At 41.5% G+C, this 25,989-nt stretch carries 29 protein-coding genes, 2 tRNA genes and 8 pseudogenes; 20 read left to right on the top strand and 19 right to left on the bottom strand.

Annotation, left to right across the window (positions count from 1 at the left end; genetic code table 11):
- Window positions 1–6 precede the first annotated feature (6 nt).
- On the bottom strand, window positions 7–543 hold the full coding sequence (locus JCM19055_RS05410) for a pyridoxamine 5'-phosphate oxidase family protein (RefSeq protein ID WP_042358875.1): 537 nt from the start codon (window positions 541–543) through the stop codon (window positions 7–9).
- Window positions 544–727: 184 nt separating this feature from the next.
- Between JCM19055_RS05410 and JCM19055_RS05405 the strand changes: the two genes are divergently transcribed.
- From JCM19055_RS05405 to JCM19055_RS05395, 3 genes and pseudogenes are all read left to right on the top strand, one after another.
- Window positions 728–1,624, top strand: a complete 897-nt coding sequence (locus JCM19055_RS05405) for an N-acetylmuramoyl-L-alanine amidase (RefSeq protein WP_052365969.1) — start codon at window positions 728–730, stop codon at window positions 1,622–1,624.
- Window positions 1,625–1,842: 218 nt separating this feature from the next.
- Window positions 1,843–2,180: pseudogene (locus tag JCM19055_RS05400) on the top strand (multidrug efflux SMR transporter).
- A gap of 1 nt (window position 2,181) precedes the next feature.
- Window positions 2,182–2,498 (top strand): annotated as a pseudogene (locus tag JCM19055_RS05395) (multidrug efflux SMR transporter).
- Between the two features lie 44 nt (window positions 2,499–2,542).
- Here JCM19055_RS05395 and JCM19055_RS05390 read toward each other — a convergent pair.
- Window positions 2,543–2,791, bottom strand: a complete 249-nt coding sequence (locus tag JCM19055_RS05390; RefSeq protein ID WP_152549765.1) for a hypothetical protein — start codon at window positions 2,789–2,791, stop codon at window positions 2,543–2,545.
- Between the two features lie 344 nt (window positions 2,792–3,135).
- Between JCM19055_RS05390 and JCM19055_RS28635 the strand changes: the two genes are divergently transcribed.
- From JCM19055_RS28635 to JCM19055_RS28625, 3 genes and pseudogenes are all read left to right on the top strand, one after another.
- Window positions 3,136–3,495 carry a hypothetical protein gene (locus tag JCM19055_RS28635; RefSeq protein ID WP_265181845.1) on the top strand — a complete coding sequence of 120 codons (360 nt, stop codon included), beginning with the start codon at window positions 3,136–3,138 and terminating at the stop codon, window positions 3,493–3,495.
- 41 nt (window positions 3,496–3,536) lie between these two features.
- Window positions 3,537–3,782 (top strand): annotated as a pseudogene (locus JCM19055_RS28630) (CAP-associated domain-containing protein); the annotation flags it as partial.
- A gap of 138 nt (window positions 3,783–3,920) precedes the next feature.
- A complete protein-coding gene (locus JCM19055_RS28625) occupies window positions 3,921–4,256 on the top strand; it encodes a CAP domain-containing protein (RefSeq protein WP_265181854.1) in 336 nt (111 codons plus the stop codon).
- Between the two features lie 39 nt (window positions 4,257–4,295).
- Here the strand turns inward: JCM19055_RS28625 and JCM19055_RS05380 are convergent, their stop codons facing one another.
- Window positions 4,296–5,141: a VOC family protein gene (locus JCM19055_RS05380; protein ID WP_042358873.1), complete on the bottom strand. Its 846-nt coding sequence runs from the start codon at window positions 5,139–5,141 to the stop codon at window positions 4,296–4,298.
- 122 nt (window positions 5,142–5,263) lie between these two features.
- Window positions 5,264–6,182: pseudogene (locus tag JCM19055_RS05375) on the bottom strand (AEC family transporter).
- 230 nt (window positions 6,183–6,412) lie between these two features.
- On the opposite strand from JCM19055_RS05375, the pseudogene JCM19055_RS05370 reads away from it, so the two are divergent.
- The 7 genes and pseudogenes from JCM19055_RS05370 to JCM19055_RS31325 form a co-directional block, all read left to right on the top strand.
- Window positions 6,413–6,741, top strand: a pseudogene (locus JCM19055_RS05370) (VOC family protein).
- A gap of 157 nt (window positions 6,742–6,898) precedes the next feature.
- Complete coding sequence (locus JCM19055_RS28620) at window positions 6,899–7,498, top strand: hypothetical protein (RefSeq protein ID WP_265181844.1); 600 nt, start codon at window positions 6,899–6,901, stop codon at window positions 7,496–7,498.
- A complete protein-coding gene (locus JCM19055_RS28615) occupies window positions 7,447–7,806 on the top strand; it encodes a hypothetical protein (protein ID WP_370543009.1) in 360 nt (119 codons plus the stop codon). Before JCM19055_RS28620 ends, JCM19055_RS28615 begins: the two co-directional genes overlap by 52 nt.
- A 32-nt stretch (window positions 7,807–7,838) precedes the next feature.
- A pseudogene (locus JCM19055_RS31330) lies at window positions 7,839–8,289 on the top strand (hypothetical protein).
- Window positions 8,290–8,308: 19 nt separating this feature from the next.
- Window positions 8,309–9,502, top strand: coding sequence for a M20 family metallopeptidase (locus JCM19055_RS05360; protein ID WP_052365966.1), 1,194 nt, complete (start codon window positions 8,309–8,311; stop codon window positions 9,500–9,502).
- A gap of 5 nt (window positions 9,503–9,507) precedes the next feature.
- Window positions 9,508–10,491 carry an iron-containing alcohol dehydrogenase gene (locus JCM19055_RS05355; protein WP_265181840.1) on the top strand — a complete coding sequence of 328 codons (984 nt, stop codon included), beginning with the start codon at window positions 9,508–9,510 and terminating at the stop codon, window positions 10,489–10,491.
- A 5-nt stretch (window positions 10,492–10,496) separates the two neighbouring features.
- Window positions 10,497–10,559 (top strand): annotated as a pseudogene (locus JCM19055_RS31325) (hypothetical protein); the annotation flags it as partial.
- A 141-nt stretch (window positions 10,560–10,700) separates the two neighbouring features.
- Here JCM19055_RS31325 and JCM19055_RS28600 read toward each other — a convergent pair.
- The 4 genes and pseudogenes from JCM19055_RS28600 to JCM19055_RS05335 form a co-directional block, all read right to left on the bottom strand.
- Entirely contained in the window at window positions 10,701–10,832 is a 132-nt protein-coding gene (locus JCM19055_RS28600) for a hypothetical protein (protein ID WP_265181839.1), read from the bottom strand.
- 31 nt (window positions 10,833–10,863) lie between these two features.
- Window positions 10,864–11,118, bottom strand: a complete 255-nt coding sequence (locus tag JCM19055_RS05350; protein ID WP_265181838.1) for a hypothetical protein — start codon at window positions 11,116–11,118, stop codon at window positions 10,864–10,866.
- A 176-nt stretch (window positions 11,119–11,294) separates the two neighbouring features.
- Window positions 11,295–12,685, bottom strand: a pseudogene (locus tag JCM19055_RS05340) (sodium:solute symporter).
- An 81-nt stretch (window positions 12,686–12,766) separates the two neighbouring features.
- Window positions 12,767–13,015, bottom strand: coding sequence for a hypothetical protein (locus tag JCM19055_RS05335; protein ID WP_042358866.1), 249 nt, complete (start codon window positions 13,013–13,015; stop codon window positions 12,767–12,769).
- Window positions 13,016–13,342: 327 nt separating this feature from the next.
- Here JCM19055_RS05335 and JCM19055_RS22880 point away from each other — a divergent pair, with 327 nt between their 5' ends.
- Complete coding sequence (locus tag JCM19055_RS22880) at window positions 13,343–15,478, top strand: M14 family zinc carboxypeptidase (RefSeq protein ID WP_052365965.1); 2,136 nt, start codon at window positions 13,343–13,345, stop codon at window positions 15,476–15,478.
- Window positions 15,479–15,961: 483 nt separating this feature from the next.
- On the opposite strand, the gene JCM19055_RS05325 is transcribed toward JCM19055_RS22880, so the two are convergent.
- From JCM19055_RS05325 to JCM19055_RS05315, 3 genes are all read right to left on the bottom strand, one after another.
- Window positions 15,962–16,237, bottom strand: a complete 276-nt coding sequence (locus tag JCM19055_RS05325; RefSeq protein ID WP_042358864.1) for a hypothetical protein — start codon at window positions 16,235–16,237, stop codon at window positions 15,962–15,964.
- 219 nt (window positions 16,238–16,456) lie between these two features.
- A tRNA-Thr gene (locus JCM19055_RS05320) sits at window positions 16,457–16,532 on the bottom strand.
- 8 nt (window positions 16,533–16,540) lie between these two features.
- Window positions 16,541–16,615 (bottom strand) — tRNA-Asn (locus JCM19055_RS05315).
- Between the two features lie 377 nt (window positions 16,616–16,992).
- On the opposite strand from JCM19055_RS05315, the gene JCM19055_RS05310 reads away from it, so the two are divergent.
- Genes JCM19055_RS05310 through JCM19055_RS05305 form a run of 3 tightly spaced genes read left to right on the top strand, consistent with a single transcriptional unit; the run spans window position 16,993 to window position 17,990 of the window.
- A complete protein-coding gene (locus JCM19055_RS05310) occupies window positions 16,993–17,295 on the top strand; it encodes a hypothetical protein (RefSeq protein WP_042358863.1) in 303 nt (100 codons plus the stop codon).
- 7 nt (window positions 17,296–17,302) lie between these two features.
- Window positions 17,303–17,458, top strand: a complete 156-nt coding sequence (locus JCM19055_RS27125) for a hypothetical protein (RefSeq protein ID WP_193745322.1) — start codon at window positions 17,303–17,305, stop codon at window positions 17,456–17,458.
- A gap of 55 nt (window positions 17,459–17,513) precedes the next feature.
- Complete coding sequence (locus JCM19055_RS05305; protein WP_081833466.1) at window positions 17,514–17,990, top strand: N-acetyltransferase; 477 nt, start codon at window positions 17,514–17,516, stop codon at window positions 17,988–17,990.
- A 40-nt stretch (window positions 17,991–18,030) separates the two neighbouring features.
- Here JCM19055_RS05305 and JCM19055_RS05300 read toward each other — a convergent pair whose 3' ends face one another.
- From JCM19055_RS05300 to JCM19055_RS05275, 8 genes are all read right to left on the bottom strand, one after another.
- A complete protein-coding gene (locus tag JCM19055_RS05300; RefSeq protein WP_042358862.1) occupies window positions 18,031–18,765 on the bottom strand; it encodes a hypothetical protein in 735 nt (244 codons plus the stop codon).
- 73 nt (window positions 18,766–18,838) lie between these two features.
- Window positions 18,839–19,783 (bottom strand): AEC family transporter, encoded by a 945-nt coding sequence (locus tag JCM19055_RS05295; RefSeq protein ID WP_042358861.1) that lies wholly within the window; start codon window positions 19,781–19,783, stop codon window positions 18,839–18,841.
- A 100-nt stretch (window positions 19,784–19,883) separates the two neighbouring features.
- The gene (locus tag JCM19055_RS05290) at window positions 19,884–20,105 is read right to left on the bottom strand and encodes a TetR/AcrR family transcriptional regulator C-terminal domain-containing protein (protein ID WP_152549763.1); all 222 of its coding nucleotides are present in this window, start codon (window positions 20,103–20,105) and stop codon (window positions 19,884–19,886) included.
- Window positions 20,080–20,364 carry a TetR/AcrR family transcriptional regulator gene (locus JCM19055_RS05285; protein WP_081833464.1) on the bottom strand — a complete coding sequence of 95 codons (285 nt, stop codon included), beginning with the start codon at window positions 20,362–20,364 and terminating at the stop codon, window positions 20,080–20,082. Before JCM19055_RS05285 ends, JCM19055_RS05290 begins: the two co-directional genes overlap by 26 nt.
- Complete coding sequence (locus JCM19055_RS27120; RefSeq protein ID WP_193745324.1) at window positions 20,295–20,456, bottom strand: hypothetical protein; 162 nt, start codon at window positions 20,454–20,456, stop codon at window positions 20,295–20,297. The genes JCM19055_RS05285 and JCM19055_RS27120 overlap by 70 nt, the downstream gene beginning before the upstream one ends.
- A gap of 72 nt (window positions 20,457–20,528) precedes the next feature.
- A complete protein-coding gene (locus JCM19055_RS27115) occupies window positions 20,529–20,705 on the bottom strand; it encodes a hypothetical protein (protein ID WP_193745321.1) in 177 nt (58 codons plus the stop codon).
- Window positions 20,706–20,712: 7 nt separating this feature from the next.
- On the bottom strand, window positions 20,713–21,471 hold the full coding sequence (locus JCM19055_RS05280) for an AEC family transporter (protein ID WP_052365964.1): 759 nt from the start codon (window positions 21,469–21,471) through the stop codon (window positions 20,713–20,715).
- A 74-nt stretch (window positions 21,472–21,545) separates the two neighbouring features.
- Window positions 21,546–22,394: a patatin family protein gene (locus tag JCM19055_RS05275; RefSeq protein ID WP_042358857.1), complete on the bottom strand. Its 849-nt coding sequence runs from the start codon at window positions 22,392–22,394 to the stop codon at window positions 21,546–21,548.
- 422 nt (window positions 22,395–22,816) lie between these two features.
- On the opposite strand from JCM19055_RS05275, the gene JCM19055_RS05270 reads away from it, so the two are divergent.
- The 3 genes from JCM19055_RS05270 to JCM19055_RS05260 all read left to right on the top strand — a co-directional run bounded on the left by JCM19055_RS05270 (window position 22,817) and on the right by JCM19055_RS05260 (window position 25,732).
- The gene (locus JCM19055_RS05270) at window positions 22,817–24,331 is read left to right on the top strand and encodes an aldehyde dehydrogenase family protein (protein WP_042358856.1); all 1,515 of its coding nucleotides are present in this window, start codon (window positions 22,817–22,819) and stop codon (window positions 24,329–24,331) included.
- A gap of 19 nt (window positions 24,332–24,350) precedes the next feature.
- Window positions 24,351–24,725 (top strand): DUF779 domain-containing protein, encoded by a 375-nt coding sequence (locus JCM19055_RS05265; protein WP_265181836.1) that lies wholly within the window; start codon window positions 24,351–24,353, stop codon window positions 24,723–24,725.
- A gap of 68 nt (window positions 24,726–24,793) precedes the next feature.
- On the top strand, window positions 24,794–25,732 hold the full coding sequence (locus JCM19055_RS05260; protein ID WP_042358854.1) for an MBL fold metallo-hydrolase: 939 nt from the start codon (window positions 24,794–24,796) through the stop codon (window positions 25,730–25,732).
- Window positions 25,733–25,989 lie beyond the last annotated feature (257 nt).

The raw sequence follows: 25,989 nt of genomic DNA, 5'->3' as shown, positions 1-25,989 counted from the left end.
TCATCTTTATGGACGCGTCGACCTGGAAAAAAAGGCAATGGCCTCGTCGAGAGGGTTAGCTTTAGCCGTTATCGTTTGTGGAGCGATGCGATAGACAGCAGTGGAAGCACCTACAGAAGATCGATAGTTTTGCACGTGTGATTTACGAACCGCTCGCTCGTAATATCCTGGTACGTATTTATCAATCATCATTTGCATCGCTTGAGTCGCCTCATCAAGATCTGTGACTTCTTCAATCTCTCCAAAAATCATCACGCTCATATAAGCCGTATCGGTCTTGGCAGGAACTGGATCGACCATCGTGCCGTATTCCTCACAAATTGAAAAGCATGCTTGATTGTTTTCTTTTATAATACGAACCTTTTTCCCTTCGTTCGCACCATGGAAATACAGTTGGTCATTATAATAAGCATAGTTCAGCGGTACTACGTAAGGAACATCACCGTCAGTTACTCCTAAATGTCCAATTCGTGCTTTTGTAATGAACGTCTCGACTTGTGTTTGATCAGAAACGGTTAATTTTTCGTTGCGAATCGCATTCATTTCAAAGTAAGCCCCCTTCATTTCTGTTGTTACCTCAAGTGTATGCTGTCTCTGGTCGTATACAAAGGGGCAGAACGTTAAAAAGTCTTAGTGCCAGATTAGAGAAAAATGAGCGAATACCCTATGACAATAGCACGTACAGCAAATGACATTTAGCGTAAAGTAATCAAGAGGAGGTTTTCTTATGCCCAAAATTTTTATTGATCCAGGACACGGAGGTCATGATCCAGGGGCGCAAGGAAACGGTCTGCGTGAAAAGGATCTCGTGTTACAAATTGGGTTGAAAGTGCGGGACCTTTTAAGACAAGACTATGAAAATGTCCAAGTGAGCATGAGCCGTACGAACGATACGTTTATTGCTTTGAATGAACGAGCAAGGTTAGCTGTTGCATGGGGAGCGGATGGTTTTGTCTCCATTCATTTGAATGCACATAACGGTTCTTCGAATGGAACAGAAACGTTTATGCATTCGAGTTCAAACCTTCCGGGTCTACGAAATCACTTGCAACAAAATATATTACGTGAGATTAGAACGTTCGGAAGTGTAACAGATCGAGGGTTAAAGTCTGCGAACTTTGCAGTGTTACGTGGCACATACCAACACATGAGAACTGCGTTAACCGAGTCATTGTTTGTTGATAGTCAGCGAGACGCTGCTTTATTAAAAAGACCAGAAGTGATTGATGCCATTGCGAGAGGGCATGTACTAGGCATTGCTGCTGAATTCCAATTAGTGAAACGTTCAAACCCTAATGGCAATCCGATTGAAGAGGGGTTGATGATTGTGAGAGCGGAAGATTTCCAATGGGCTTCAGGAAAAGAACGCTTTGAAACGGTATTACGTCGTTTTGGAAATCAACGAGAGCAAGAAGCCTACCAGAACAACACATTGAATGTTAGTGATGCGATGGGAGTACTTGCAAAGGCAATTCTTGCACAACCGAGTCAAACTATACCAGAAACTCATCGCGACGCTTGGGAAGAATTAACGAACCGTGGAATCTTTAATGGCCAGAATCCGAATCATCCATTAACGAGAGCGCAACAAGCAACCGTTATAAAGCGTCTTGAAGAAGAGTAAGTGTAAAAAGGAGAATGAGCAATTCATTCAGCTCGTTCTCTTAACTTTCTGTAAGGTCGGTGAAGGGAGTTGACAGTAGTTTATCTTTGAGGTACACTAATAATGAATGACATTCAGTCATTTATTGAATGTAATAAGCTGCCTAAGCCGTTTTAAACGGTTTTTTATTTATTATAAAAATGACTGACAGTCATTCATTATTAAAGGGGGAATATCAAATGAGTAAATCTTGGATGTATGTCATCTTAACATGTATCTTTGAGTTGCTTTGGGTGTTTGGGTTTAATGTTGCAAGTGAGTGGTGGCATTGGGCAATCATCGTACCGATTATTATCGTAGATTCTACTTTTTAGCTAAGGCGTGTGAAGGATTACCGACAGGCACGGTCTATGCAATTTTCGCAGCAGCTGGAACTGTAGGTACAGCACTTATGGATCTATTTATATTCGGCGGTGCGTTTAGCTTGTTAAAATGATTGTTTATGGGGTTACTCGTCATTGGGGTCATTGCGTTAAAGCTTGCAGATCAGAGTTCTGAAGCAGAAGGGGCGATGTAACATGGGTTGGTTATACGTAAGTATTGCAGCTATCCTTGAAGTGGCTGGAGTTATAGGATTAAAGAAGTTTAGTTCGAACAAAACCATTCAAAATGCTTTGCTATTCTTCGGCGGGTTTGGCGGCTCGTTTGTTTTCTTATATGCATCATTTAACTATTTACAGATGAGTGTCGCTTATGCCGTGTGGATTGGCATTGGTACGGCAGCGGCAGTCATTATTAAATATGGCGTTTTTTTAATGAATCAAAAAGCATGGGGAGAATCATAAGTGTTGTGATTATTGTTATCGGGGTGACAGGCTTAAAGGCTGTTTCTTAGAAACGTTAACACAAAGAATGACAGTAAGTCCGCTGAACTTACTGTCATTCTTCATTGACGGTTAAGGCTGCCAACATAATATGGCGGTAAGGAATGATATGAAATCGGTCGCCATCGTCGATAATGACAACTTGATCGGTATTGTTACAATCGATCACCTTTCCAGTAATCGTTTGTTTCACGCCATCATAATAGGTCAATTTCGTATCGACCTGTTGCGCTCTTCCGCTAACAAGCGTTTTAGCAATGATTCTCCATTCCTTTGCGCTTACTTTAGGCTCTGCATATAACACCAAACCACCTCCGGATGGACGTCTTCGTTCTTCATTATATACGAACATATGTTCCTTATCAAGTGAATGTAGAAGTACGTATGAAAAGTCATAAAGATCTGTAGGGAAGAATCGTATGTTCTCAAACTAGGCAACGGTTATTTCTCCAATCTCTCTTATAGCGTTTCCTTTACATCCACTTACTAGTCATTGAAATTGTGTCTTTTTCAAAGATTCTAGATGAAAAAGTAAAACCCTTTCGATGTAGGGAATCGATTTTACAAGATGTGTCACTTAATTTTTTGTCCATCGTATTTTAAAATAAATAGAGTAAGGCTACGATGTAAGATACGACGTCAGGATGTATGGAGCGTGTTGCATTGAATAAAATGCTAAGTACGGCAATTCTTTGTATGAGTGTGCTAACTAGCAATTCAATCGCTGCATCGACACAAGAGGACGAGTCGATATGGCAACGGCTAGATGCGGTCATTGAATCATGGATCGGTGAGTTGAACTTGTATGAAGCGATGGAATCATTTAATGACTGGTTAACGGCGATTTTGCCGATTGATATTGAACAGGAGGAACAGGAACGAACAGAGCCTAGCCTTCCTGAATTAGACGAGCCAGGTACTCAACAATTTGCCATTCATAATATTGAACTTGGTGATGTAAGAGACGATGTGGAAGCAGAGGTAGCGAAGGCCAGCGTGCAACGTTAAATGAGTATGGTGTTGATTGGGAAACCTATCATGAAGATTATCATCAATTCATCATGGTTTCTTACGATGAGCAAGATCAAGTGAGAGCGCTGTTCACGAACCAAGAACTTGTCACTTCAGAATTTGGAATTGAACACGGTAGTTCGAGACAAAGTGTCCAAGATGCGTTAGGTGAACCGCTTGAAGTGATGACAAAGGGGCTCATGCGTTATCAGATTAATAGTAACGGTGAATACGATGTTTACGAACTTGACGGATCCTATGTCACAATTTTTTATGATCAACATCAAGATCAGACCGTAACAGCCATTCAGATTATTGATGAAAGCTTAGAACAACAAAGAAGTGAGTTCTATGCGGATGAAAGCCAAGAGCTAATCGAAGGCTTCGAGTACCAGCTGTTTGACTTAACGAATGCTGCCCGAGTGCAACATGGGCTAAGTGTGCTAACGTGGAGTGAGGACGTACGGGTTACAGCTCGGGATCATAGTGAGGATATGGCTCAGAATGAGTATTTTGATCACAATAATCAAGCAGGGCAAACGCCATTTGATCGAATGGAGGAAGATAACATTTCCTTCACACGAGCTGGTGAAAATCTTGCGTACGGTCAAGCGAGTAGTATTTTTGCCCACGAAGGGTTGATGAACTCTCTCGGTCACCGGGAAAATATTGTAGCATCCCAGTTTGAACGATTAGGTGTTGGCGTTGCAATAAACGAAGAGAATCAACCGTATTTTACTGAGAAGTTCTATCGATAATTTAGAAACGCACACCGTCCTGTGACGGTGTGCGTTTTCTTAAGATGGAACGTGCAGGAGGAATTGATTGTTAGAAGGATCAGCAACCATAAAATCATCACTTACTGTAACCTGTAATCGTTGTAGACGTGTGATCATGTCCTGGCGTGCTTGTTCATTAGGAAGGCTGAGTGTATAGAATCGAAGCCCGGCACTGTGAGAGCTTGGTGGCTTCGCACCAACACCATTCCAAACATTTAAGCCTAGATGGTGATGGTACCCATTGTCAGAGATAAAAAGTGCTTGGTTTGAGAAGCGAGAGACTACGTCTAGCCCTAATCCTTCGGTGTAAAAGGTTTCCGTTTCTGGCAAGTTGGCAACGTGTAAGTGAAGGTGGCCCATCACTGTGTTAGAAGGAACAGCGCTCCAAGTAGAGGCTTCTACATCCTCGAGTAAATCATCAAAATCAAGAGGATCAACTGTCATATGGACAAGCCCGTCGTGCCACGACCAGTCTTTTGCATCTCGATCCGCATAAATCTCAATACCATTTCCGTCAGGGTCATTAAAATAAATCGCTTCGCTAACGAGATGATCAGAGGAAGCAATCGGCAAACCAATGCGTTGAAAGTGTTGAACAATGTGTGCAAGGTCTTTGCGAGTCGGAAGTAATAAAGCGAAATGATACAAGCCAGTTGTTCGAGGCTCTTTGGGCTGTGCATCGGTAGGCTGATAAAGGTCGAGAAGAGGAGTTTTTCCATTTGCGCTTAGTTTTGCAACGTTGTCTTGTCGATTTAGCGTATGTAATCCGATAACTTTCTCATAAAACGAGAGTGAACGATCAAGGTTTGTTACATTTAAGGATACGTGTGAAACATGAATCGTACTTTCATTATGGAAGTTCATGATTAGACCCCTTTTCTAGTAGGTGGTAAGCCGTCCTGACAATGATCATTGTTGCACGTCAGTTGTGAAATTCTGACAGGCAAGTGTTTCGTTTCATTATTGACCAGTTGGTATTGGCGTAATCAAAAAAGTATGGTTGAAAGATAGATCGTAAACGTGACAGTCAAAATACTTAGTAACGTAGAATAGAGTACAATTTGGGCATGTAGCTCAGGCTCAACGTTATATTCTAATGCAAGTGAGGATGTATTTCTTGACGTTGGGAACGAGCTTGCAATAAATAAAGACTGAGCAATCACACCGCTAATTCCAAGAATGGAAATAAGTAAAAAGGCAATAACAGGACCGCAATCAGCCTCCCTAAGAGTGCCCATGTGATGACGCGATGGAAATAACGTATGGAAATTGCAGATAATTGTGCGCCGAGCAGCAAAAGTGCGAGTGCAACAAATCCATTTGCAAGGTGTTCAATAGGAACCATTAGAAAATCAGGAAGAGTAACGTTCAAATATTGCAGGAATAACCCTAATAGTACGGCATAAATTACAGGCATTCTTATAAAGGCCTTCAAAATTTCTAAAAGCGATTTGGAGGCAGCGAGTAGATTGTATAAACCGTACGAATAGGTCAAAATATTTTGAAAGACGAGCACGAAAATTTGAACGGTGATTCCAATTGGCTGTCCGCTAAAGACGAGCTGACTGACTGGAAGACCATAGTTGCCCGAATTCATAAGCGTAATACTGTTGTTTAAAGCGGCTTTCTCTCCTGCTTTTAAGTGTAGCAGTTTCGATAACAGTTGACTAAGCATAACCGTTACGAGTGAAAAAAAAGAAGTAAATAGACGATCATTTGCGTCAGTAACTGTGCATCAAGTTCAACGAGGTAAAGGTTTAGAAAAACAGCAGCCGGCATTAAACAATACGTAAGCAACTTGGATAAGTGTGATAAGTTCATGGAAAACTTCTTCTGAAGAAAAGCACCGATCAGCACAAGCAGTAAAATCGGCAAGATGACAGATGTCATGATGGAAAAAAACATAGAAGCCCCCCAGTCATTCGTTACATAGACTTAGTATACCGAATTAGTATTCATTGGTGTAATGCGTGTTTATCATAGCACCTAATAAAGTATACTTATAAATAAGCGGATGAAGGTGATGTGTGTTAATCGGAATTATTTATCGAGAGAGGAAGGTGTTTGACATGAAAAAAGCAACGCCGTTCTTAATGTTTCAAGGTGGGGTCGCAGAACGAGCGATGAATACGTATGTGGATTGCTTTGATGATGCAGAAATTCAAACGATTACACGCTACGGTTCAGATCAACCGCGCGAGAAGGTACAGTCATGCAAGCGACGTTTCGTATTAAAGATCAAGAGTTTATGTGTATTGATAGCGACATCTCTCACGGGTTTGACTTTACACCGTCGTTTTCCGTTTATATCACATGTGAATCTCTAGAAGAGTTTGATCAACTGTACAATAAGTTGAGTGAAGGTGGGTTTACGATGATGCCTCCAGACAACTATGGGTTTAGCACGAGATTTGCTTGGTTGAACGATCAGTTTGGTGTCTCGTGGCAATTGAATGTAACGTAAGGGAAAACCTGTAGTGAACGAAAAAGGTCGTTTACTACAGGTTTTTTTTGTGAAGTTAAATTGAAAGATTATTTAAATAATTAGAGGTTGTCTCCTATTCTATGAAGAACTACTAGAAAAGCATAAACATGCTAAAAAAACGAGGAGGCGTTAATCTTTGAATAACGTAGGTGTAGCAGGTACATATGGTCCCATCGATCGGCAACAATTATTTGAAATGATGAAAACGGGTGAGCTGGATACATTGATCGTTGGCTTCGTTGACATTCAAGGGAGATTGATGGGGAAGCGATTAACTGCAGACTATTGTTTAGAGACCGAGTTGGTGCACGGCTCCAAGTTTTGTACGTACTTACTCGGTACGGACCTTGATTTAAACACGATTGAAGGATACTCCTATATGAGTTGGGAAACAGGTTATGGGGATTGGATTGCAGAACCTGATTGGGCAACGTTAAACGTATTGCCTTGGCAAGAAAAGACGGCTTTAGTATTTGCAGATGTGATTAACGAAGAACGTAAAGACGTGCCAATCTCACCACGGTCAATTTTGAAAAAGCAAATTGAACGGGCAAATGATAAAGGTCTGTTCCCAAAAATGGTGAGTGAACTAGAGTTTTATTTGTTTAACGAAAGTTTGAGTCAGCGTTTAAGAAAGACTATCGAGATTTACGCATTGCTGGCCAATTTAATGAAGATTACAGTTTGCTCCAAGGGTCTAAGAATGAACCGTTTTATCGTCACATTCGCAACATGATGACAAAAGCAGGGGTTCCGATTGAGTCATCGAAAGGTGAAGCGCACATTGGGCAACACGAAATTAATCTAAAGTATGGCGATGCGTTAACATCTGCTGACCGTCATATTCTTTTGAAGCATGGAATGAAAGAGATGGCTATTCAACAAGATTATGCACTAACCTTTATGGCGAAACCTCATCATGACTGGACAGGCTCAAGCGGACACATTCATTTGAGTTTAACTGATGAGTCGGGGAATACGAATTACTTTTACGATGAACATGAAACGAATGGAATGTCCGAAACGATGCAACATTTTTTTTAGCTGGAGTTCTTACGTATACGAAAGACTTTTCGTTGTTTTATGCGCCTTATGTCAATTCATACAAGCGGTTCGTCCCAGATAGTTGGCACCTACGAATATCGTCTGGAGTAAAGACAACCGCTCGTCTGGTTACCGCATTGTCGGAGAAGGCAAAGGTATGCGTATTGAGAATCGAATTCCAGGTGCCGATTTTAACCCGTACTTGGCGTATTCAGCAATGTTAGGTGCTGGACTGAAGGTCTAGAGCAGAAATTGCCATTAAGTAAGGAGCATATTGGCAATGCATATCAATCCGAAGAAGTTTCCCGAATCCCTGCTACGTTGTATGAAGCGATTGATTGTTGGAAGAACAGTACCGTCGTTCAAGAAGTATTAGGTGGGGACGTTGCTTTGCATTATTTACACACAGCCGTTGTTGAGCAAGAACAACATAACAGATATGTATCTGAACTTGAGATTAAGCGAAACTTTGAACAATGTTAATAGACGCGAGGATGTGGTGATGATCCTAGAGCTAAAAGAGGACTTAAAAGACGAACTGATCTTAATTAGGCGTCACCTTCATCAGTTTCCCGAGTTGAGTTTCAAAGAAGTTGAGACGTCAAGCTATGTTTGTGAGGTGCTAAATCACTACGACATTCCCTATGAAACGTTCGGCACCGGCGTCGTGGCGACGATTCACGGGAAGAAGCCAGGTAAAACGTTGGCAATCCGTGCTGATCTCGATGCGCTGCCAATACAAGAAGAAACTGGATTGCCATACAGATCACAACATAAAGGTGTGATGCACGCCTGTGGACATGACATTCATGCGACTGTCGTTTTAGGTAGTGCAATCGTGTTACAAGGATTGAGAGAACAGGTGTCTGGAACAATCAAGTTTCTTTTCCAACCAGCAGAAGAAGTTCTAGAAGGGGCAAAATCGCTCATTGCTGCTGGTGTGTTGAGAAACCCTGAAGTCGATGCGCTTATGGGTGTGCATACGTGGCCAGATTTACCCGTAGGAACTGTTGGTTTAAAGCGAGGTGCCATGACGGCAGCTTCAGATTTTATCACCATTGAAGTGAAGGGCAAATCCGGTCATGCTGCTCACCCTGAAGACGCTGTTGATCCAATTGTCATTGCCGGTCATCTGTTATCGGCATTGCAAACGATTGTATCAAGAGAACTTTCTCCTTTAAGACCAGCGGTATTGACAATTGGGAGAATTAACGGAGGACAAGCGCCAAATAGTATTCCTGAGCAAGTGGAGTTGTCTGGAATGATTCGCTCGCTTGATGAAGAGAGTCGAGCTAAGATCATCCGATCAACGAAACGGATTTGTGAACATACGGCAAAAACGTTTAATGGTCGTGCATCGGTAGAAGTGAAACAAGCGACACCGACAGTGAGTAACGATCCAGGAATGACCGAACATTTTTTTGATTGCGCGACGCGCATTTTAGGAAAAGAACGGGTAGTACGACTTGAAGAGCCATCACTTGGTAGTGAAGATTTTGCTTATTATTTGGCGGAAAAACCAGGTGTGTTCTTTCGCCTTGGAACGAATGTTGAACACAATAAAAATACGAAACAATCGTTACATAGTTCACGGATTGAATTTGGTGAAGAGGCGATTTTTACAGGTGTTCAAGTCATTAGTTCCTTCGCGCTTTCGTTTGGAAATGAAAAGCATGAAAAGCCAGAAAGGTTGTGAACGTAATGGAAAAGATACATGCATTTACAAATCATCTTCCTGTACAGGTCGCGTTTGGGGAAGACAAAATTCAAGAGCTTGAGAAGATCATAACGACGAATGGCTGGGAGCGTACGTTCATCCTTATTGATCGGGGACTTATGGAGATCATTCCTCAAGTTGCTGAAGCGACTCGGAATCTACATGCAGTCATCTCTGAGAAAGAACCAGGAGAACCGACCATTTCGAACGTTGAAGAGATTGCACAACAATTGAAAGCTTCCGGAGCGGATGTGATCGTTGCGATCGGCGGTGGCTCGGTGATGGATAGTGCAAAAGCTGCGCGCTTAGTCGTCTCGCAAAATCAATCGTTACGAGAGTTTATACAGTCAGAACAAACAGTGCGAAACCCAGAGATCGCACTCATAACCGTTCCTACAACAGCGGGAACCGGTTCTGAAGTTTCAGGAGGAGCGGTGATTACCGACGAGGAGCGTAATGTAAAAGTAGGCATTGCGGACTCCTTATTGCGTGCACAACATGCGATTGTTGACCCGGTACTTACGTACAATTTACCAAGAACGATTACCGCTTATACAGGAATTGATGCAGTGGCGCAAGCGATTGCTGCGGTCATGTCTAACGTGAGAACACCCATTGGGAATGCCATTGCTCTTGAAGCGATTCGACTTGCAAGTGACGCGTTAATTAAAGTTGTCGAAGATGGTACCGACTATGAAGCCCGTTCGAATATGGCTTGTGCCAGCTTAATGGCAGGACTGTCGATGAACATTGCAAATTGCACAGCTGAACACTCCATTGGGCAAGCGCTTGGTGGAATGTATCATCTGCCACACGGTTTGACGATCGGTCTCGTATTGGCAGAAACGATGGAACGTGAGCGAAAGCACATTCCTGAATTAATGGAACGAATTGCCGATGCCCTTGGGCTGAAGAAGATGGAAGTCAGGATGGTTCGCGTGCCGTCCGTGCCGTTCGTGAACTTGTAAGTCGAATTGAGATTCCGACGTTAAGAGAAGTTGGGGCAAGGGTTGAAGATCTTGAGCGTTTAGCGGAACAGGCGATGGACGATTATTTCATTACGATGGCGCCAGCGCCGTGGACAAAAGAAGAAGTGATTCAAGTGTTTGAAAAGCTGTATGAATTAGAAAAACGATAAGAATAAGAAAGAACAGCCCATCCTTAAGGATTGGGCTGTTTACGTTTTACCGTTGAGTAACCAACTGTCTTCTTCCCATAGATTCGAAAGAAATTCTTCAGACTCACCGGTGTTTGCATTCAAATAAAATGTTTTTTTACGAAGTTCGGTTGTAATTGTATATTCCCACATAGGAAGATACGATAGAAAAACTTCGCGAATTTCATGTTTTGGTTTCTTTAGTAAATATTTTTTTATTTATTTGAGATTGTAAGTCTTGAATATAAGGCTGTAGTTGATCTTCTGATTGTAAGATTGGTCGTGCAACAAGTCCGTCACTGTTCACCGATTGAAAAGGGGGAACGCTCGTAAACAGCCCCCGGTACCCTGAAACAGCATCAACAAAGCCCATGTTAGGGGTAACTCTTGGAGGAAAGGGTTTGCGTTCGGCAATGACGAGCATTTTTGCGACCCACATCGGATGATAGATTTTCTTTTTTTGACACGATTTGTTGTTCTAGTTCATCCATCGTTACTTTACGTTTCAGCCATTTACGGCCTTGTTTAAGTAGTGGTTTTGTCAGGTCCGGGTTGTCATTGGCATCGCCAATAATCTGAATTGAAGTCTTGGTAGTCATAGGAATCCTCTTTCTTTTACAATACGTCTTTTACGTTTGTGTGATTACGTTCGACTTCTTGTTGGATTTCTTTAGAAGGTGGTTCAGTGAGTAAGCTTACGACAACCATGAAAACGAGAGAGACTGGAGCAGCAATAATCGGTTCAGCGACTAAAGCAAAGGGTTGTGTGATTACGAGTGCTAAGAATGTAATAGATCCGCTAAGCATACCCGCTAATGCCCCCGCTTTATTCGCACGCTTCCACCAAATCCCAAGAACGATTGGGAAGCCAAAGGCGGATAATAGACCCCCACCGACCCAACCGACCATAATCGCGATTAACTGTGGGGGATCGAGGGCAATCACGATTCCAATGATTGAGGCGACAAACATCACGACTAAACCGAGCCGGGTGACGGTTTTCTCTCTGGCTTCTTTATTAATAAACCTTTATAAATGTCTTGAGCAACTCCAGCTGAAATGGCGAGAAGCATCGCGTCTGCCGAAGACATAATCGCACTAATCAAGGCAGCAAACATAATGCCTGCAAGAATTGGCGGTAAGTAGTATTCAACAACCGATATAAAGATCATATCCGAGTTGTCGAGGGAACCAATCATGTCTAAGTTGGCGCCTGCAGATGCAATGACGAAGCCGAATACGAATACACTCGCATATAAGAAGCAAGCACCCATTGCAGAACGTCTTGCGGTTCGAGCGTCTTTGGAAGCAAAGTTCCGCATAACCGCAGAGGGTGATACAACGCCAAACCATAGAAAAGCAATAAATAGTCCGAAATACGATAACCACGGTTGAGTAACTTCACCGAACTCAGGGTCAACAGCGAGAGCGGCGGATAACAAATTGCCAATACCGTCATGTTCAAAGAGAATGACAATGGCAAGGATTGCAAGGCCAACGAGAATGATCATCCCTTGAATCAGATCTGTATATGTAATTGCCCACATGCCACCAAGAGCTGCATAAATTGTAAACCCTAATCCAAGAACAATGACCGCAGTTGCGTAATCAATGCCAAGAACGTAACTGCCGATTAATCCAGAGGCCGTCAGTTGAGGGACCATATAAAATGTCATACCGATCACGACAATTAATGCAGCAAGAATGGAGACGCTCATTCCATACCGCTTCAAAAAGAACTCGGGTACAGTTCGAACACCAGATCGTCGGATTTGTCCAGAGACAAGAAAGAGCGTAAAAGGTAATGTACAAGTTACACCAAACCCGTACACGAAAAGAAAAGGAAGTCCCATCTCTACACCAGAACCGACCGCGCCCATTAATGAACTGGCACTTGTGAGTGCAGCGAACAAAGCAATGGCACCAACAAAACTATTAATGTTCCGTCCAGCTGTCCAGTAGTCGTCTTCTGACTTTAGCGCCCTTTTTGAAAAGTAAAAGCCCATGACAATCATAACAATAAGAAAGATTCCAATAATGATGGATTCAGTGACTTGCATAGGTCCACCCCTTTCTATAAAGGTACGTCATCCTTTTTTTGATTCGTGAACAGATGACCTCTTCTCTAGCTTTTCCATCCAAACGACGTAAATAATACAAAGTCCGCATAATATGAAGTGAGAACCGAATAGAAGCCAGGCTACAAGCGATACACCCCCAACGAAAATATTAGTTGGCCACCAAATAAAGATAAATGCAGCAAGAAGAAGCATGACGATCAATAGAATAATGCCTGGGTCTGTGAAAATTGAACGTTTCTTCCCGTGTCCTTCCATGAGGTCGCACCTCCTAATGTTTAAGTAGTTTAATAGTAAGTTAATTTTTAAGTCTAATCAATAAATTTAGAAAAATTAATCTAATATCATTTCCTTTTAAAGATTTCATCATGATGAAATTGGTTTTTTGGTTGGATGCTTTTGTAATAACCAACATGAGCAATGAACTAACTGAAAAACAACGACCTACGTCGATCTTATCGAAAAGATAAGATGTATTCATTATATTTCTGTATATTCTAAATAATAAGGTAAATTTGTTCGGATCTATGCTACCATTCAAATTGATTAGAGTTTCAAACTAAATTTATTTGGGAGGGTATTTATTTGAAAGCAATTATTGGGAAGTTTTTAGTTATTATTTTGATTTTTTCAGTACTTATTCAGCCTAAAGAAATATTCGCTTTATTAGAAGAGGAAGAAGATGAGGTACCTAGTGCACAGTCGATTGAAGAGCTTGATGATCGTTGGACAAATTATGAAGAAATGGTAGAAGAGCTTCTTAGAATTGAGGAATTGAGTGATGGTCAACTAGATTTAGAGGTCATCGGAGAGTCTCATCATGGGCGTGATATTTATTCAGCCAGAATTGGTGAGGGTGATCAAGTATTACTTATTGATAGTGAAATACATGGGAACGAGAAATCTGGTACAGAAGCGATTATTGATATGTTAGATTCGCTTGCAAATGGAGAAAGAGATCATATTTTAGAAGAGGTAACAATTGTAGCAGTTCCAAAATTAAACCCTGATGGTGCAGAGCTCGTTAAACGCCAAAATGATATTTCTTGGGAAGAAGTCCTGGAATACCATCCACATTTAGAAGAAGCAGAACCTGCTTGGTATCACAATGAGAGTCGTAATGGTTTTGACATTAACCGTGACTTCCACCCTGATTTGGATTTTGAGGCAGAAGCATCGGATCTTCCAGGAACAAGCGCTCATTATGGTTTTTACTTAACGAATGAAGCTCGTGCGCTTGCTGATTTATATCAAGAACTACAAGGGGAATTCGGAATCGTTGAAGCGTATGTTAATCTTCACCATATGGGTACGCCAAAGCTTGAAGGTACAGATCAAGATGTATCCATTGCACTGAGTCATCCCCCGTTAGGACCAGATAACAACCCGAAATATGTGGATGACTATCCAGAGTGGGATCAAGACAAATCCCGTCGTTACAATTTAGCAGCAGCAGAAGGGATTCATGGTCACGCTGAAGAGGGACATGAGGCAGGTCTTGCACGTTATTCATATCCGTCAACGTTTGATTTGTCTGGAATCGCTCTTGGTGCATTTGGCTTAAATGGAAGTGGGGCGGTTCTATTCGAAATGGCTGGACAACAACCTCAAGTGCCTTACGATCAAGAACTTATCGATAAAGTCACTGCAGGACTATGGGGGATTGCAGAATCTATGACAGATGGTTCCGTTCATGAGATGGATGGCGATGCATTTTATGATATTCCTAAGTACTGGCCAGACACACCTCCAGTTAGTGATCCTACTGAGCATGAGTTTGACTTTACAGGTGATCCTGTCGGTGAAATGCCACAACAGTGGTCTACGATGTGGCAAGGTGAAGAGGATCAACTAACCATTTTAGATGATCCACTACGTTTGCAACACTCTGTTCGTTCAGGTGTGCGTGGATTTACTTCGGACATCGTTGGTGAACTATACGGAAGTACAGAAGTCTTTGGATTGGTTCGCGGAGAACATATTCAGAATAAAGTGTTTGAACTGGGTTTCCATATGTCAGGTTCACCAGGTAGTGAAAATGGAATCTATGCAGATGCACTACTTCCAAACGATGAATTTGAAAATGGTACGGTCCGTATTATGCAACGTCGTGGCGGTGCGAACACAACGCTTGGTATTGCAGAGCCAGACTTTGAAGTGGCTGAAGGCGAGTGGTATCGTGTCTTATTACAACGTGATGCAGCGGCATTGCAGCTCAAAGTATGGCCAGATGGTGAAGAAGAGCCAAGTAATTGGCAAGTTGTAACAACAGAAAACACAATGTATGGAGGGAAAGTAGGGTTCTCTCATAACACACCAGGTGCGATGAACGAATTCGCATACATTGGAGTAGGAGTAGGTGGGAAGCGTGCGCCGCATGCTGATGACGACCATCTAGGTGACCCTGTTGAACCACCAGAAGAAGGACTTATTACGAACTTGCTACCATCAGAGGATGTTTCCCTTACTGCCGGTCAATCAGTCAAAATATCGTTTGATAGTGAGCCGGGGTTAGATGCTGTTTTCTCCATACGTCTTCCACTTACAAGTCAATCACCGACCGAATTGCCGATGTGGGAAAGTTCACCGGGGAACTATGTAGGGTACTGGACAGCCATCCGGAATCTATCCGTACAAGGTGCAGAAATTGAAGTGAAGGTAACCGATGAACATGGTAATGAAACGAGGGAAACAGCTGAAGGTAGATTAACAATTCATTAATAGAGTTTAGGTTGCCTTTTATGGCAACCTTCTCTTTTATGATTGATTATCAATGATTTATAAATTCTTAGTCACCAATTAAATTCAAGTGATAGAATCAGCATAAGAGGGTAATGAGTACATAAGGGTTACAGTTGTATGCAATTTTCAATATAATAGGAGCGTTTCCGATGCGGCGAAATGTATATGAAGTATAATTTTACTAGCAGCCTGCATCATTCTTATTGCGCAAGTAAATTCAGATGATGGGCAATGGTGGATTGTCATTTTGTCGGTGATCATTATGATTACATTGCTTGTTGGTTTTATAGTAAGGAGAAGAAATTCGCAAAAGTAATGCACCTTATTGTAAAAAGTAAGGTGCATTACTTTTTACAATAAGGTGTTGATATTTTAAAACGCAAAAGCAATCATCTTGCCTTATGCACAACTGTTTAAAAGCGAGTAAATTCACGGTGGTATAGATCCTAGTAAAAATAACACTTATGTTTTGTTAATTTTAATAGCACCGACGATGACAACAATCGTAGCTACAATGTAAGCAATTGAGGTCATAGTAAATCCTGCAACAGCATAGCCAAAGGAGTCTCCTTCTGCAAACAGGAACAAAGCGTATGACATCGTTCCTAATACAAATAAAATGATTCCACTTATAATCAACGTAGTTGCTCTCTTGGTTAAAAACAATAATAAAAAGACAATGACGGAAATGGCGATGACTGTATAATAGATGACCTGCATAACAATTTCAGTCAACATACATAAACGCCTCCATTAGTTAGTATAAAGTGGGAAGGTAAGATGATAAACGAATAATTGGAATGGTCTGATCGAAAGTCGATCGGCTATGTTAGAAAAGGATTATGATGTGGTCAATTTGTGGTCAGTTGTAGTGTTGTAGCAAGTTTTAGGGGAAATGATCAAGAAAGAAACAAAATAAAAACCCTATCGTAGTGAGGGTTTGGTTGCAAATGATTATGGAGCTTCCTACCGGGCTTGAACCGGTGACCTCATCCTTACCATGGATGCGCTCTACCAGCTGAGCTAAGGAAGCAAAAAAAATGGCTCCGCAGGCAGGATTCGAACCAGCGACCTACCGGTTAACAGCCGGTTGCTCTACCACTGAGCTACTGCGGAATATGTAGTATTCTTACGTCACAGGAATATAATATCATGGCTGTAGTAGATATGCAAGATTGGAATGAAACTTTTTTTCATTTTTCAATCGGATCACCTATAACCATTTTACTTGATTCTGGAAATTGTTTTCGAATGTAATGTTTTTATGCTTGCAACGGTAGACTTATGAACCAAGAGTAAGTAAGATGAAAAGTAGGCGACAGAGAATGCCTGAAAAGAATTTACGTTTTCAGTGAATTTAGAAGAAAATCACTTTTGGCTAAAAAAATATTGTCAGATAATCGGATGAATGATGAACAACGATACGACTTCACGTGTCTCACGCTGTGTGCCACTCCAGACACGATTATAAATAGGATACGGGGTGTGAAATAATGGAGATACGATTTGCGACTTTGGAAGATTTGAATGACTTGGTTAGTCTTCTTTGGAGTAAAGCCAAAGAAGAAGACGGCGAGCTCAATGAAGAGAGTTATGCAGTATTCAAAGAAGAGTGTTACAACTACTTATTTGAGCTGATTTTTAGTAATGATCACCATCTATGGGTAGCCATTGATGACAAAGAGATTGTCGCTCATATGTCTTTGAAAATACTTAAGGGATTCCCTGAGCCAGATCGTGAACCTCGTATTATTGGTATCATAACAACCGCTTATTTAAAAAAAGGAATATCGTGATCGCAATTTGTTAGAAAGTATTTTAGATGCCATTGAACAGTATCGTGTTGAGCATGAATTGTTTACGATCATTGTAGCGGGGAACATTGATGAGACTGGCGTGTTTGAACGGGCAGGGTACGATATGCAATATCCGCTGCTTGCACGTACTTCTAAGAGATGAACGTAAAGAAGTAACCAATTAATAATTGTACGTAATGTGGAGTTGTGTAGGATTCATGTATACAGATAAAGAAGATGTGAGGATTGTCCAAGTAGAGGTTGTTGATGAGTCGTTGAAGGCGTTGCTTCTATTAGCAGATCCTAATCTTAGTCTCGTTGAGAAGTATGTCGAGCGAGGCTTTATTTATGGCTTACGTAATCAAGATCAATGGGTTGGGGAATACGTTCTTCTTGGAACAGGACCTCAAACAGTGGAGATCATGAATGTAGCTGTTCGAGAAGATGCACAAGGGAATGGCTACGGTGAAATGCTCGTCAGAGATGCGATCAAGCGAGCATTTAGTGAAGGATATCACCGAATTGATATTGCTACAGGGAGCACAGGGACGCAGCAATTGTACCTGTATCAAAAGTGTGGATTTAGAATGATGTCAATTGAGCGAGATTACTTTGTTGAACACTATGATGAACCAATTTATGAACATGGCATACAGTTAAGGGATCTTGTACGATTATCAATAAGTCGATTATAAACAAACGCTCCTCGCAACAGCAGTGCGAGGAGCGTTTGTTTTACTCTGATAAGGAGTGCCAAGGTCCATCATAATCAGGCATGTAAACGAGTGAAGGATGTAAATCATCTTTATTGATTAAAAAAGCAATCCAACCATTTGCATTCGTATCCGCTTCCATTTCATGCCAAAGCGGTTGGGCTAACGAAAGATCAACAGGTTGATGTGTCTTCCCCGTAGAAGTAACCATTTGAAAATAATCTGGGCTAATCGTAAAAAGCTCTTTGTTCTCTATGTCCTCAGTATAGATGTGAACGTGAGCGAGTAGTAATTCCATATCTTCGTGTAAGGTGAAATCACGATCTTTATCTAAAACTCGTTGGAATGCTCGATCGCCTCGTTCAACGGAAAGTAAAGTCATCTCAGTTGTAAGTTCACCATACAGTGAATGAGCCGTAATGACTCGGACCGTCTCACCAGCTTCTGCTGGGGTGAAGCGGCTGGCAACTTCTTCGCTGTATGCAGAATCGTTGCTGAAAAGTGAGTTGTTTGAAGCTTGAGTATCGTGCTGTAGGGGTCTTTGACTAGAAGAAGCATCTTCATCAAGACCAAACAACCACACGCTTAATAACATAACGGGTCCGATAAAACCAAAAGTTAAGATAGGAAGCAGAAGTGTTGCTAGAGAGCTTTTCTTATGTTTAGGTACCGTTCTCGAACGTAATGCATTTCTTAAGACAAGTAGTAAACCAAAGGTAAGAAAGGCTCCTAGCGTAACGGATATTAAGATCGCCAAGATACATAACCTTCTTTCTAGGATAAGGGGGTAAGGGTATAGCGTGTAATTTGTCTATTTATTACCCGCTTTTCTACAACATTAAGCCTGTCATTGCTGAAATGGTAGAAAATAAGCTATAAAGTAATGGAAGGCTGAACATGGCAAGAAATGTAGATAAGATGACAGATACTGAAGCGAATGCTGTGTCACCACCATATTGTTCACTGTAAAAGCTAACTGTAGGTGCACAAGGGGTCGCAGAAAGAATTACTGCAATTGCAAGCCATTCAAATGGAATCGGTAGAAATAGAAAAGGTACAAAAATAATAAGAGGAAGTAAAAATAAGCGATGTGCCATGACGAACCATGTGAGCGGTAATGTCAGTAATTCACGTAGCCCGTGAAGTGTATTTTCTGAAAGCAAGATTCCGATAAGAATCATCGATAATGGGATCGTCATTTGCCCGATCGTATTGATTGGAGTCATCATTAAATCTGGTAATTTTATTGGTAATAAAAATAGCATGACTCCAATTGTTGTCGCCAATAACCCTGGATTAAGGTATAGCTTCGGTGGCTTTGTTTTCATAATTGCGATGCCGTATGTCCAAATGAGGATGAAGTAAAGTAAGTTAAACGCAACGGCATAGAACAACCCTTCGTGTCCGAATAGCAAGAAGACGACTGACACGCCGATAAAGCCTTGATTTCCAAAGAGTAATAAGTTCTGAAAAACGCCACTCTGTGTTGAAGAAATAGCTAATCTGCGGGTCATTACTTTTCCGTATAACAGTGTTAAAGATAGAAAGGAAAATGAAAGAAGCATTAGCACGATGAAAGCTAGCGCTCGTTCATATTGAAATGGAATATGCATCGAAGAAACAATTAAAGCGGGTAATGTGAGATAAAGTAGCAATCGGGTGAGAATGGTTTTGCTTGATAACGGTATGAGGTTAAAGCGTACAGCTATAAAGCCAATGGCAAGCATGATGTACAACATCACCATTTCTTCCATCAAAAGAAAAAAAGCGGACATAACAATCCCTCCTTTTGAGACACCATAGGCATTGTATGTCGGTAACGTGCACGTTATGAATAAAAACACATCAAAAAAGCAGCCACCCGAGTTCGAGTAACTACTCATCTGAGCCAATCCCATTAAAGATGACGTGATAAAGCAATGTACCAACCTCTAAAGGGTGGTCGTAGTAACGTTGGTTTAGTCTCACGGCATTAAAGATTAAATCTGTAATCATCGTAGCAGGCAATTCTTGCTTAATTTCACCAGCTTCTTGACCTTCAACAATTGCTGTTTCGATTAATTGAAAAATATCATTTCGTGCACGCCATAACATCATTAAGTTCTTTTTTTACTTTTTCAGAGATGTCTGCATTTACGTGCGGTGTCGTTTCAATAATCAAATGAATTTGTGTAAACTTCATCAGTAGTCGAATGATTTCTTCTAAGCGTTTAGAAGCGTGACCATGCACGTTGATGCTCTTTATTTCTTCATAAAAGCGAGACATTTTATGGACCATATAGGAGGTTACAAGTTCTTCTTTGTTCGTGAAATATTCGTAAATCGTACTACGGCCAACTTGTAGGCGGTCTGCCAATAGTTTAAAGTGAAAGGCTTTGTAGCTTCCTGAAGCAAGACCGCTTCAGCAGCTTCATAAATTTCCTCGTTGTTAAGACTTCGCTTAGCCACACGTTTCCTCCTTTTAGCGACCCATCAATCCATCGCGAAACGATTGTTTCGAGCTGATTTTGTTCGGTTTGATCACGTAAACCAAAAACTTGCAAAACTAGATACGAGTGGGATCGTCAGTAATGATAACAACGTAGAGCTAATTGTCGTAATGGCTGCTTCATCTTCAAAGTCTGTGTAACTACCGTAAATGACCGGTGCAACGAGGAATGTTGGCATGGCCGTTACGATGACTAAAAACTGTTTCAAAAAAAGATCAATAGGTAAGAACCCGACAATAAGGATGGTTGTCATTGGAAAAATGAGCAGTCGCATCGTGAGCGGAAAACCAATTGATCGGTAAAAAAAGGTTTTTTTGTTCTTTGAAGAATGGTGGTAACAATAGCCCGATGTAAAGCATTGCCAGTGGTGCAGCTAATCCGGCAAGCATTGCAGATAACTCTTGTAAAAGCAATGGAGCTTGTAAACCGCTAACGGCAAAGGTCAGTCCAACAACGATTGCAATTAATGGCATATTAATGAGTGCAGTTAAGCTTTTCAAGGTGAAGCGTTGGTGGCCACTTTGTAAAATGGCAACGCCAAGTGTGAACAAGACCACATCAAGACCAGCGTCAAAGATCGCCGCGAGTAACCCCCCAATAGGACCAAATACAGCCGCGCACAAAGGAATGGCAATAAATCCAGTATTACCAATGGCGGCAAGTAACGATAATTTCTTTGCGGTTGTTGGTTGAAATCCAAGAAGCCGAGCAATAAAGATGCTCAAAACGATCGCAGTTGAATTAAATCCTAGACTTATAACAAAAACGAGAAAAATAAGCTGTAAGACATCATCAGTGATGGGCGTATTAAACACGCCATTCAAAATGATAAACGGAACAGCGATATTAATGACGAGGCTCATGACTAATTTCTTGGAAGAAGGTGTCACGGTTTTCCTCCAAGAAACGAGCGCCCCGAATAGAATAATAATACCCATCATTGAGATCGTGAGTGTAATCGTTGCAACGTCCATAATCATTTCCATCCTAATTCTAGACTCAAACCATTAAACAAAAGGCAAACAACTCTCGTGATCTACGTAAAAGCTTATGGGTAAGCTATAAAATCTTCTAACTTCTTGTGTAAACCTTTGGCGTCCTTAAGACCAAGATCATAGACGGACTGCAACTTGGTTACGGACTTCTCTACACGTCCGATGTCTAAATCCCTTGACGGGCTAATGATGAGAACATTTCCTTTTTCTTCTTCTGTCTTTAGTTGCTGTAACGATTGATTATAAACATCATGTCGATTTTCAATCGCCCGTAACAGGTGAGGGTAGTGTTTGTATTTGCTTTTTATGTACCATAAGAATGATTGTCGTTTCTTAAAGTACCCTCGCTTTTGGGTAAGAATGACGACATGCTTTTTATTACCGTCTTGAATCGACTTAGCAATTGGGATTGGGTCGACAATGCCACCATCCATTAATAGGCGATCTTGAAAAGAGACAGCGGGTGCAACGAGTGGCAAGGAGCTTGACGCACGTAACAGGGTTAATACATCTTTAGGGAAGTGTGATTTACGATAGTAGACGGCTTCTCCCGTTGATACGTCGGTTGTAACGATGACAAACTCTTGTCTCGAATCTTCGTAAGCACCGAAATTAAAAGGCACTAATTCATTGGGCAAGCGATCAAACAGAAAATCCATTCCGAACAACTGTCGATTTTTTACATAGTTACGTAGCGAAAGGTATTCCGGGTGGGAAGCATACGTAACGTTAACGGTGTGATTGCGGTCGATTTGATTTGAAATATAAGAAGAGCCGCTACATGCACCAGCGGACACGCCAATAACATAGGGGAATTGTACGTTATTCTCCATGAAATAGCGTAAAACACCAGACGTATAAACGCCTCGGCTTCCTCCTCCTTCTAATAATAAGCTAACCATCGTCCAATCCTGCTACTAATCTCTTCATGCCACAACGAACCTCTACTTTCTAAATAAACTGCGCGGATGCGGTGCAAGTCTAGGAACTCTTTAGAGGTTATAGGCAATCGTCGCTTTTGGTTAGTAACAGGCTCACCTCACCTTCGTGTGTTTTCTATTGTTGTAATCACCGGCTTCCCGATCGTTTAGGGTTAATTGAGTCTTCATAATGTGCGAAAACGGTTGTAAATCAAGGTAGAATATATATCTACTTTAGCAAAAACTAGGTCAATAGAGAAGGAAAGCGTAAATCACTTGGTCATTTAAGACGAACATTAACAGATAAATATATAGATTTTTATCTACTTGCAGGAATCTAGTAATGAAAGAAGAAGTAATGTAATAGGAAATGGAAGCGATTACAATATAGGGAGGTTTTTTTCATGCGTTATGTTCAACCAGGTCAAGATGGAGCTGTAGTTGCGTTTAAATCCAAGTACGACAATTTTATTGGGGGAGAATGGACGGCACCTGTGGAAGGTGAGTACTTTGAATCGATCTCACCAGTTACTGGTGAGGCGTTTACTCAGATTGCTCGTTCTACTGAAGCTGATGTTGAACGAGCCATTGATGCTGCGCATGAAGCAAAAGCATCTTGGTCGCAAACGTCTGTTGCAGATCGTGCTCTTATACTTACGAAAATCGCCGATCGTATGGAAGAGAATCTCGAGAAGCTCGCGGTTGCCGAAACGTGGGACAACGGTAAGCCTGTTCGAGAAACATTAGCCGCTGATTTGCCACTTGCGATTGATCATTTCCGGTATTTTGCAAGTGCAATTCGATCGCAAGAAGGTGGCATCTCACAAATTGATGAAGACACTGTAGCTTATCATTTTCATGAACCGTTAGGTGTTGTTGGGCAAATCATTCCATGGAACTTCCCTCTTTTAATGATGACATGGAAAGTAGCACCGGCACTTGCAGCAGGAAATTGTGTCGTTTTAAAGCCTGCAGAACAAACGCCTGCATCCATTACGATTTGGTTAGAGATCGTTCAAGATCTATTACCAAAAGGTGTGTTGAATGTCGTTCAAGGTTTTGGTCTTGAAGCAGGAAAACCATTAGCTCAAAGTGATCGAATCGATAAAATCGCTTTTACTGGTGAAACGACAACCGGACGTTTAATCATGCAATATGCATCTGAGAATATTATTCCCGTTACATTAGAACTTGGAGGGAAATCGCCAAATATCTTCTTCGAAGACGTCATGGACAAAGAAGATGGATTTCTAGATAAGGCAGTTGAAGGCTTTGTGATGTTTGCGCTCAATCAAGGTGAAGTGTGTACTTGCCCTTCAAGAGCGTTAATTCAAGAATCGATTTATGATGAATTTATGGAACGGGCATTAAAGAGAGTAAAGGAAATCGTCGCTGGTGACCCGTTGGATACGAATACAATGATTGGAGCGCAAGCGTCAGAAGAGCAGCTTGAGAAGATCATGTCTTACTTCGATATTGCAGAGCAAGAAGGTGCTGAGCTTATTACAGGTGGGAAGCGTCGTGAAAGTGCAGATCATGGTGGGTATTATGTTGAGCCGACCATCTACAAAGGTAAGAACAATATGAGGATTTTCCAAGAGGAAATCTTCGGACCTGTCGTTTCTGTAACAACGTTTAAGACGAAAGAAGAAGCTTTAGAAATTGCAAATGACACGCTATACGGCCTCGGCGCAGGGGTTTGGTCTCGTGATATGAATACTGCGTATCGGTTTGGACGTGCAATACAAGCTGGACGTGTTTGGACGAATTGCTATCATGTGTATCCTGCTCATGCGGCATTTGGAGGGTATAAGAAATCTGGGATTGGAAGAGAAAATCATCAAATGATGCTCGAGCATTATCAGCAAACGAAAAACTTGCTCGTGAGCTATAGTGAAACACCTGCTGGCTTATTCTAAAGCAAGGAGTTGTTTGCTCGTGGATATTCATAAAGTGATTGCAACCGATGCGACTGTTGCATTAATTGATCAACTAGAAAGGAAGCATGGACCTGTCATTTTCCATCAGTCAGGCGGTTGTTGTGACGGAAGTTCACCGATGTGCTTTTCGCAGTCAGAATTTAAACCAGGAAAACACGACTACTATTTAGGGGATCTTGGACAGGCCCCGTTTTATATTTCTAAAGATCAATATGACTATTGGAAACATACACAGCTCATTATTGATGTTGTCAAAGGGCGTGGTGGAATGTTTTCACTTGAAAACCCCACAGGGAGACGTTTTCTCGTACGTTCTCGGGTGTTTACAAATGAGGAACGACAAGCGTTGAAGGCTCAAAGTGACACTCTTTGAGCCTTTCTGTTAGTTAAGAATCTGAGCAAGTGCTCAATCTATAGAATTGATGAGAGGACGTTGATGACATGCTTGAAGAATTAGGCATTGAAACGATTCGATTGGAATTACCTTTTCGATTGAATCATGTGAATGTGTTTTACGCAGAAGGGGAGACCGGATGGTCTGTGATTGACGCAGGCTTACACAAAGAAGATACGGTCGCAGCTTGGGACAGTGCCTTAAAAGGCAAAGATGTGAAAAACATCATCATTACTCATTACCACCCTGATCATTTTGGTTATTCGGGTGGTTTGCAACAGAAGACAAATGCGAAAGTATGGATGACAAAGACGGATGCAGAAGCGGGATTGAGAGCTTGGACTGCTGAATTCTTAGATGAGATGTATCGAAATTATCAATTTGCAGGTATTCCAGAAAAGCAAGCACGGGAAATGAGAGACAACACGGCCTCCTTTGTGCCAAGAATTAGTCCATTACCGACGATAGACCATTACATTGAAGAAGGGCAAACATTCCAGTTTGGTAAGGAAGAGTATGAAGCGATCTATACACCGGGCCATTCAGATGGCTTGATTGTTTTATTTAATAAATCAAAGCGGGTATTGCTTGGAACCGATCACATTCTCCCGAAGATTACGCCGAATATCTCTTATTGGTTCCATGGACGTAAAGATCCATTGCATGATTACTTACAATCGTTAACGAAAATTGAAGCATTAAATGCTGAGTATGTGATTCCTTCTCACGGCAAGCCGTTTTATGATGCGAATACAAGAATCAAAGAAATTCGTGAACATCATGATGAGCGTCTTGAAAAAGTATTAACCCATGTGAAGAGTGATCAGACAGTATTTGAAGTGTGTGATTTGTTGTTTCCTAAAGTGTTAACCGTGCATGAGTCTAGATTTGCGATTGGTGAGACGCTTGCTCACCTTGAATATTTGCGACATAAGGGTGAAATTAAACGAAAAGATCATCAAGGGCGATGGTACTATTATCAATAGGTTCATCAGATTAAGACCGTCCAAAATGGGTATACCCGCCTTAGAGAATAGTAGACGATAGAAAGGGGCGGTCGAATGAAGAATTACGCATATGTTGTTGGTGTAAGTACACTTTTCGTCAGTGCTGCTACATGTTCAGCTGAAGAACCCCAAGACGAGCAGTCGGATGAATAAATTGATGGTGGAGAAGACGAAATGGGTACAGAGGACCCAAGTGAAGGTGAGCCTGGGCAGTTGATAAGGTTAAGAAGTATAAA

The organism is Geomicrobium sp. JCM 19055 (genome assembly GCF_000698185.1).
Taxonomy (GTDB): Bacteria; Bacillota; Bacilli; order Bacillales; family Marinococcaceae; genus Geomicrobium_A; species Geomicrobium_A sediminis.
The sequence above is the reverse complement of the archived record's forward strand: the minus strand, read 5'-3'. Positions and strand labels throughout refer to the sequence as shown.

Excerpts from the sequence above, each read along its gene's own strand:
- JCM19055_RS05310 (WP_042358863.1), top strand. The coding sequence starts at position 16,993 with ATGGAGATACGATTTGCGACTTTGGAAGATTTGAATGACTTGGTTAGT.
- JCM19055_RS05295 (WP_042358861.1), bottom strand. The coding sequence starts at position 19,783 with ATGTCCGCTTTTTTTCTTTTGATGGAAGAAATGGTGATGTTGTACATC.
- JCM19055_RS05355 (WP_265181840.1), top strand. The coding sequence starts at position 9,508 with ATGGAAAAGATACATGCATTTACAAATCATCTTCCTGTACAGGTCGCG.
- JCM19055_RS05305 (WP_081833466.1), top strand. The coding sequence starts at position 17,514 with ATGTATACAGATAAAGAAGATGTGAGGATTGTCCAAGTAGAGGTTGTT.
- JCM19055_RS05290 (WP_152549763.1), bottom strand. The coding sequence starts at position 20,105 with ATGATGTTATGGCGTGCACGAAATGATATTTTTCAATTAATCGAAACA.
- JCM19055_RS05275 (WP_042358857.1), bottom strand. The coding sequence starts at position 22,394 with ATGGTTAGCTTATTATTAGAAGGAGGAGGAAGCCGAGGCGTTTATACG.
- JCM19055_RS05360 (WP_052365966.1), top strand. The coding sequence starts at position 8,309 with ATGATCCTAGAGCTAAAAGAGGACTTAAAAGACGAACTGATCTTAATT.
- JCM19055_RS05380 (WP_042358873.1), bottom strand. The coding sequence starts at position 5,141 with ATGAACTTCCATAATGAAAGTACGATTCATGTTTCACACGTATCCTTA.
- JCM19055_RS05405 (WP_052365969.1), top strand. The coding sequence starts at position 728 with ATGCCCAAAATTTTTATTGATCCAGGACACGGAGGTCATGATCCAGGG.
- JCM19055_RS05350 (WP_265181838.1), bottom strand. The coding sequence starts at position 11,118 with ATGTGGGTCGCAAAAATGCTCGTCATTGCCGAACGCAAACCCTTTCCT.
- JCM19055_RS05335 (WP_042358866.1), bottom strand. The coding sequence starts at position 13,015 with ATGGAAGGACACGGGAAGAAACGTTCAATTTTCACAGACCCAGGCATT.
- JCM19055_RS05410 (WP_042358875.1), bottom strand. The coding sequence starts at position 543 with ATGAATGCGATTCGCAACGAAAAATTAACCGTTTCTGATCAAACACAA.
- JCM19055_RS05260 (WP_042358854.1), top strand. The coding sequence starts at position 24,794 with ATGCTTGAAGAATTAGGCATTGAAACGATTCGATTGGAATTACCTTTT.
- JCM19055_RS28600 (WP_265181839.1), bottom strand. The coding sequence starts at position 10,832 with ATGTGGGAATATACAATTACAACCGAACTTCGTAAAAAAACATTTTAT.
- JCM19055_RS28635 (WP_265181845.1), top strand. The coding sequence starts at position 3,136 with ATGGAGCGTGTTGCATTGAATAAAATGCTAAGTACGGCAATTCTTTGT.
- JCM19055_RS05270 (WP_042358856.1), top strand. The coding sequence starts at position 22,817 with ATGCGTTATGTTCAACCAGGTCAAGATGGAGCTGTAGTTGCGTTTAAA.
- JCM19055_RS05325 (WP_042358864.1), bottom strand. The coding sequence starts at position 16,237 with ATGTTGACTGAAATTGTTATGCAGGTCATCTATTATACAGTCATCGCC.
- JCM19055_RS05280 (WP_052365964.1), bottom strand. The coding sequence starts at position 21,471 with ATGGACGTTGCAACGATTACACTCACGATCTCAATGATGGGTATTATT.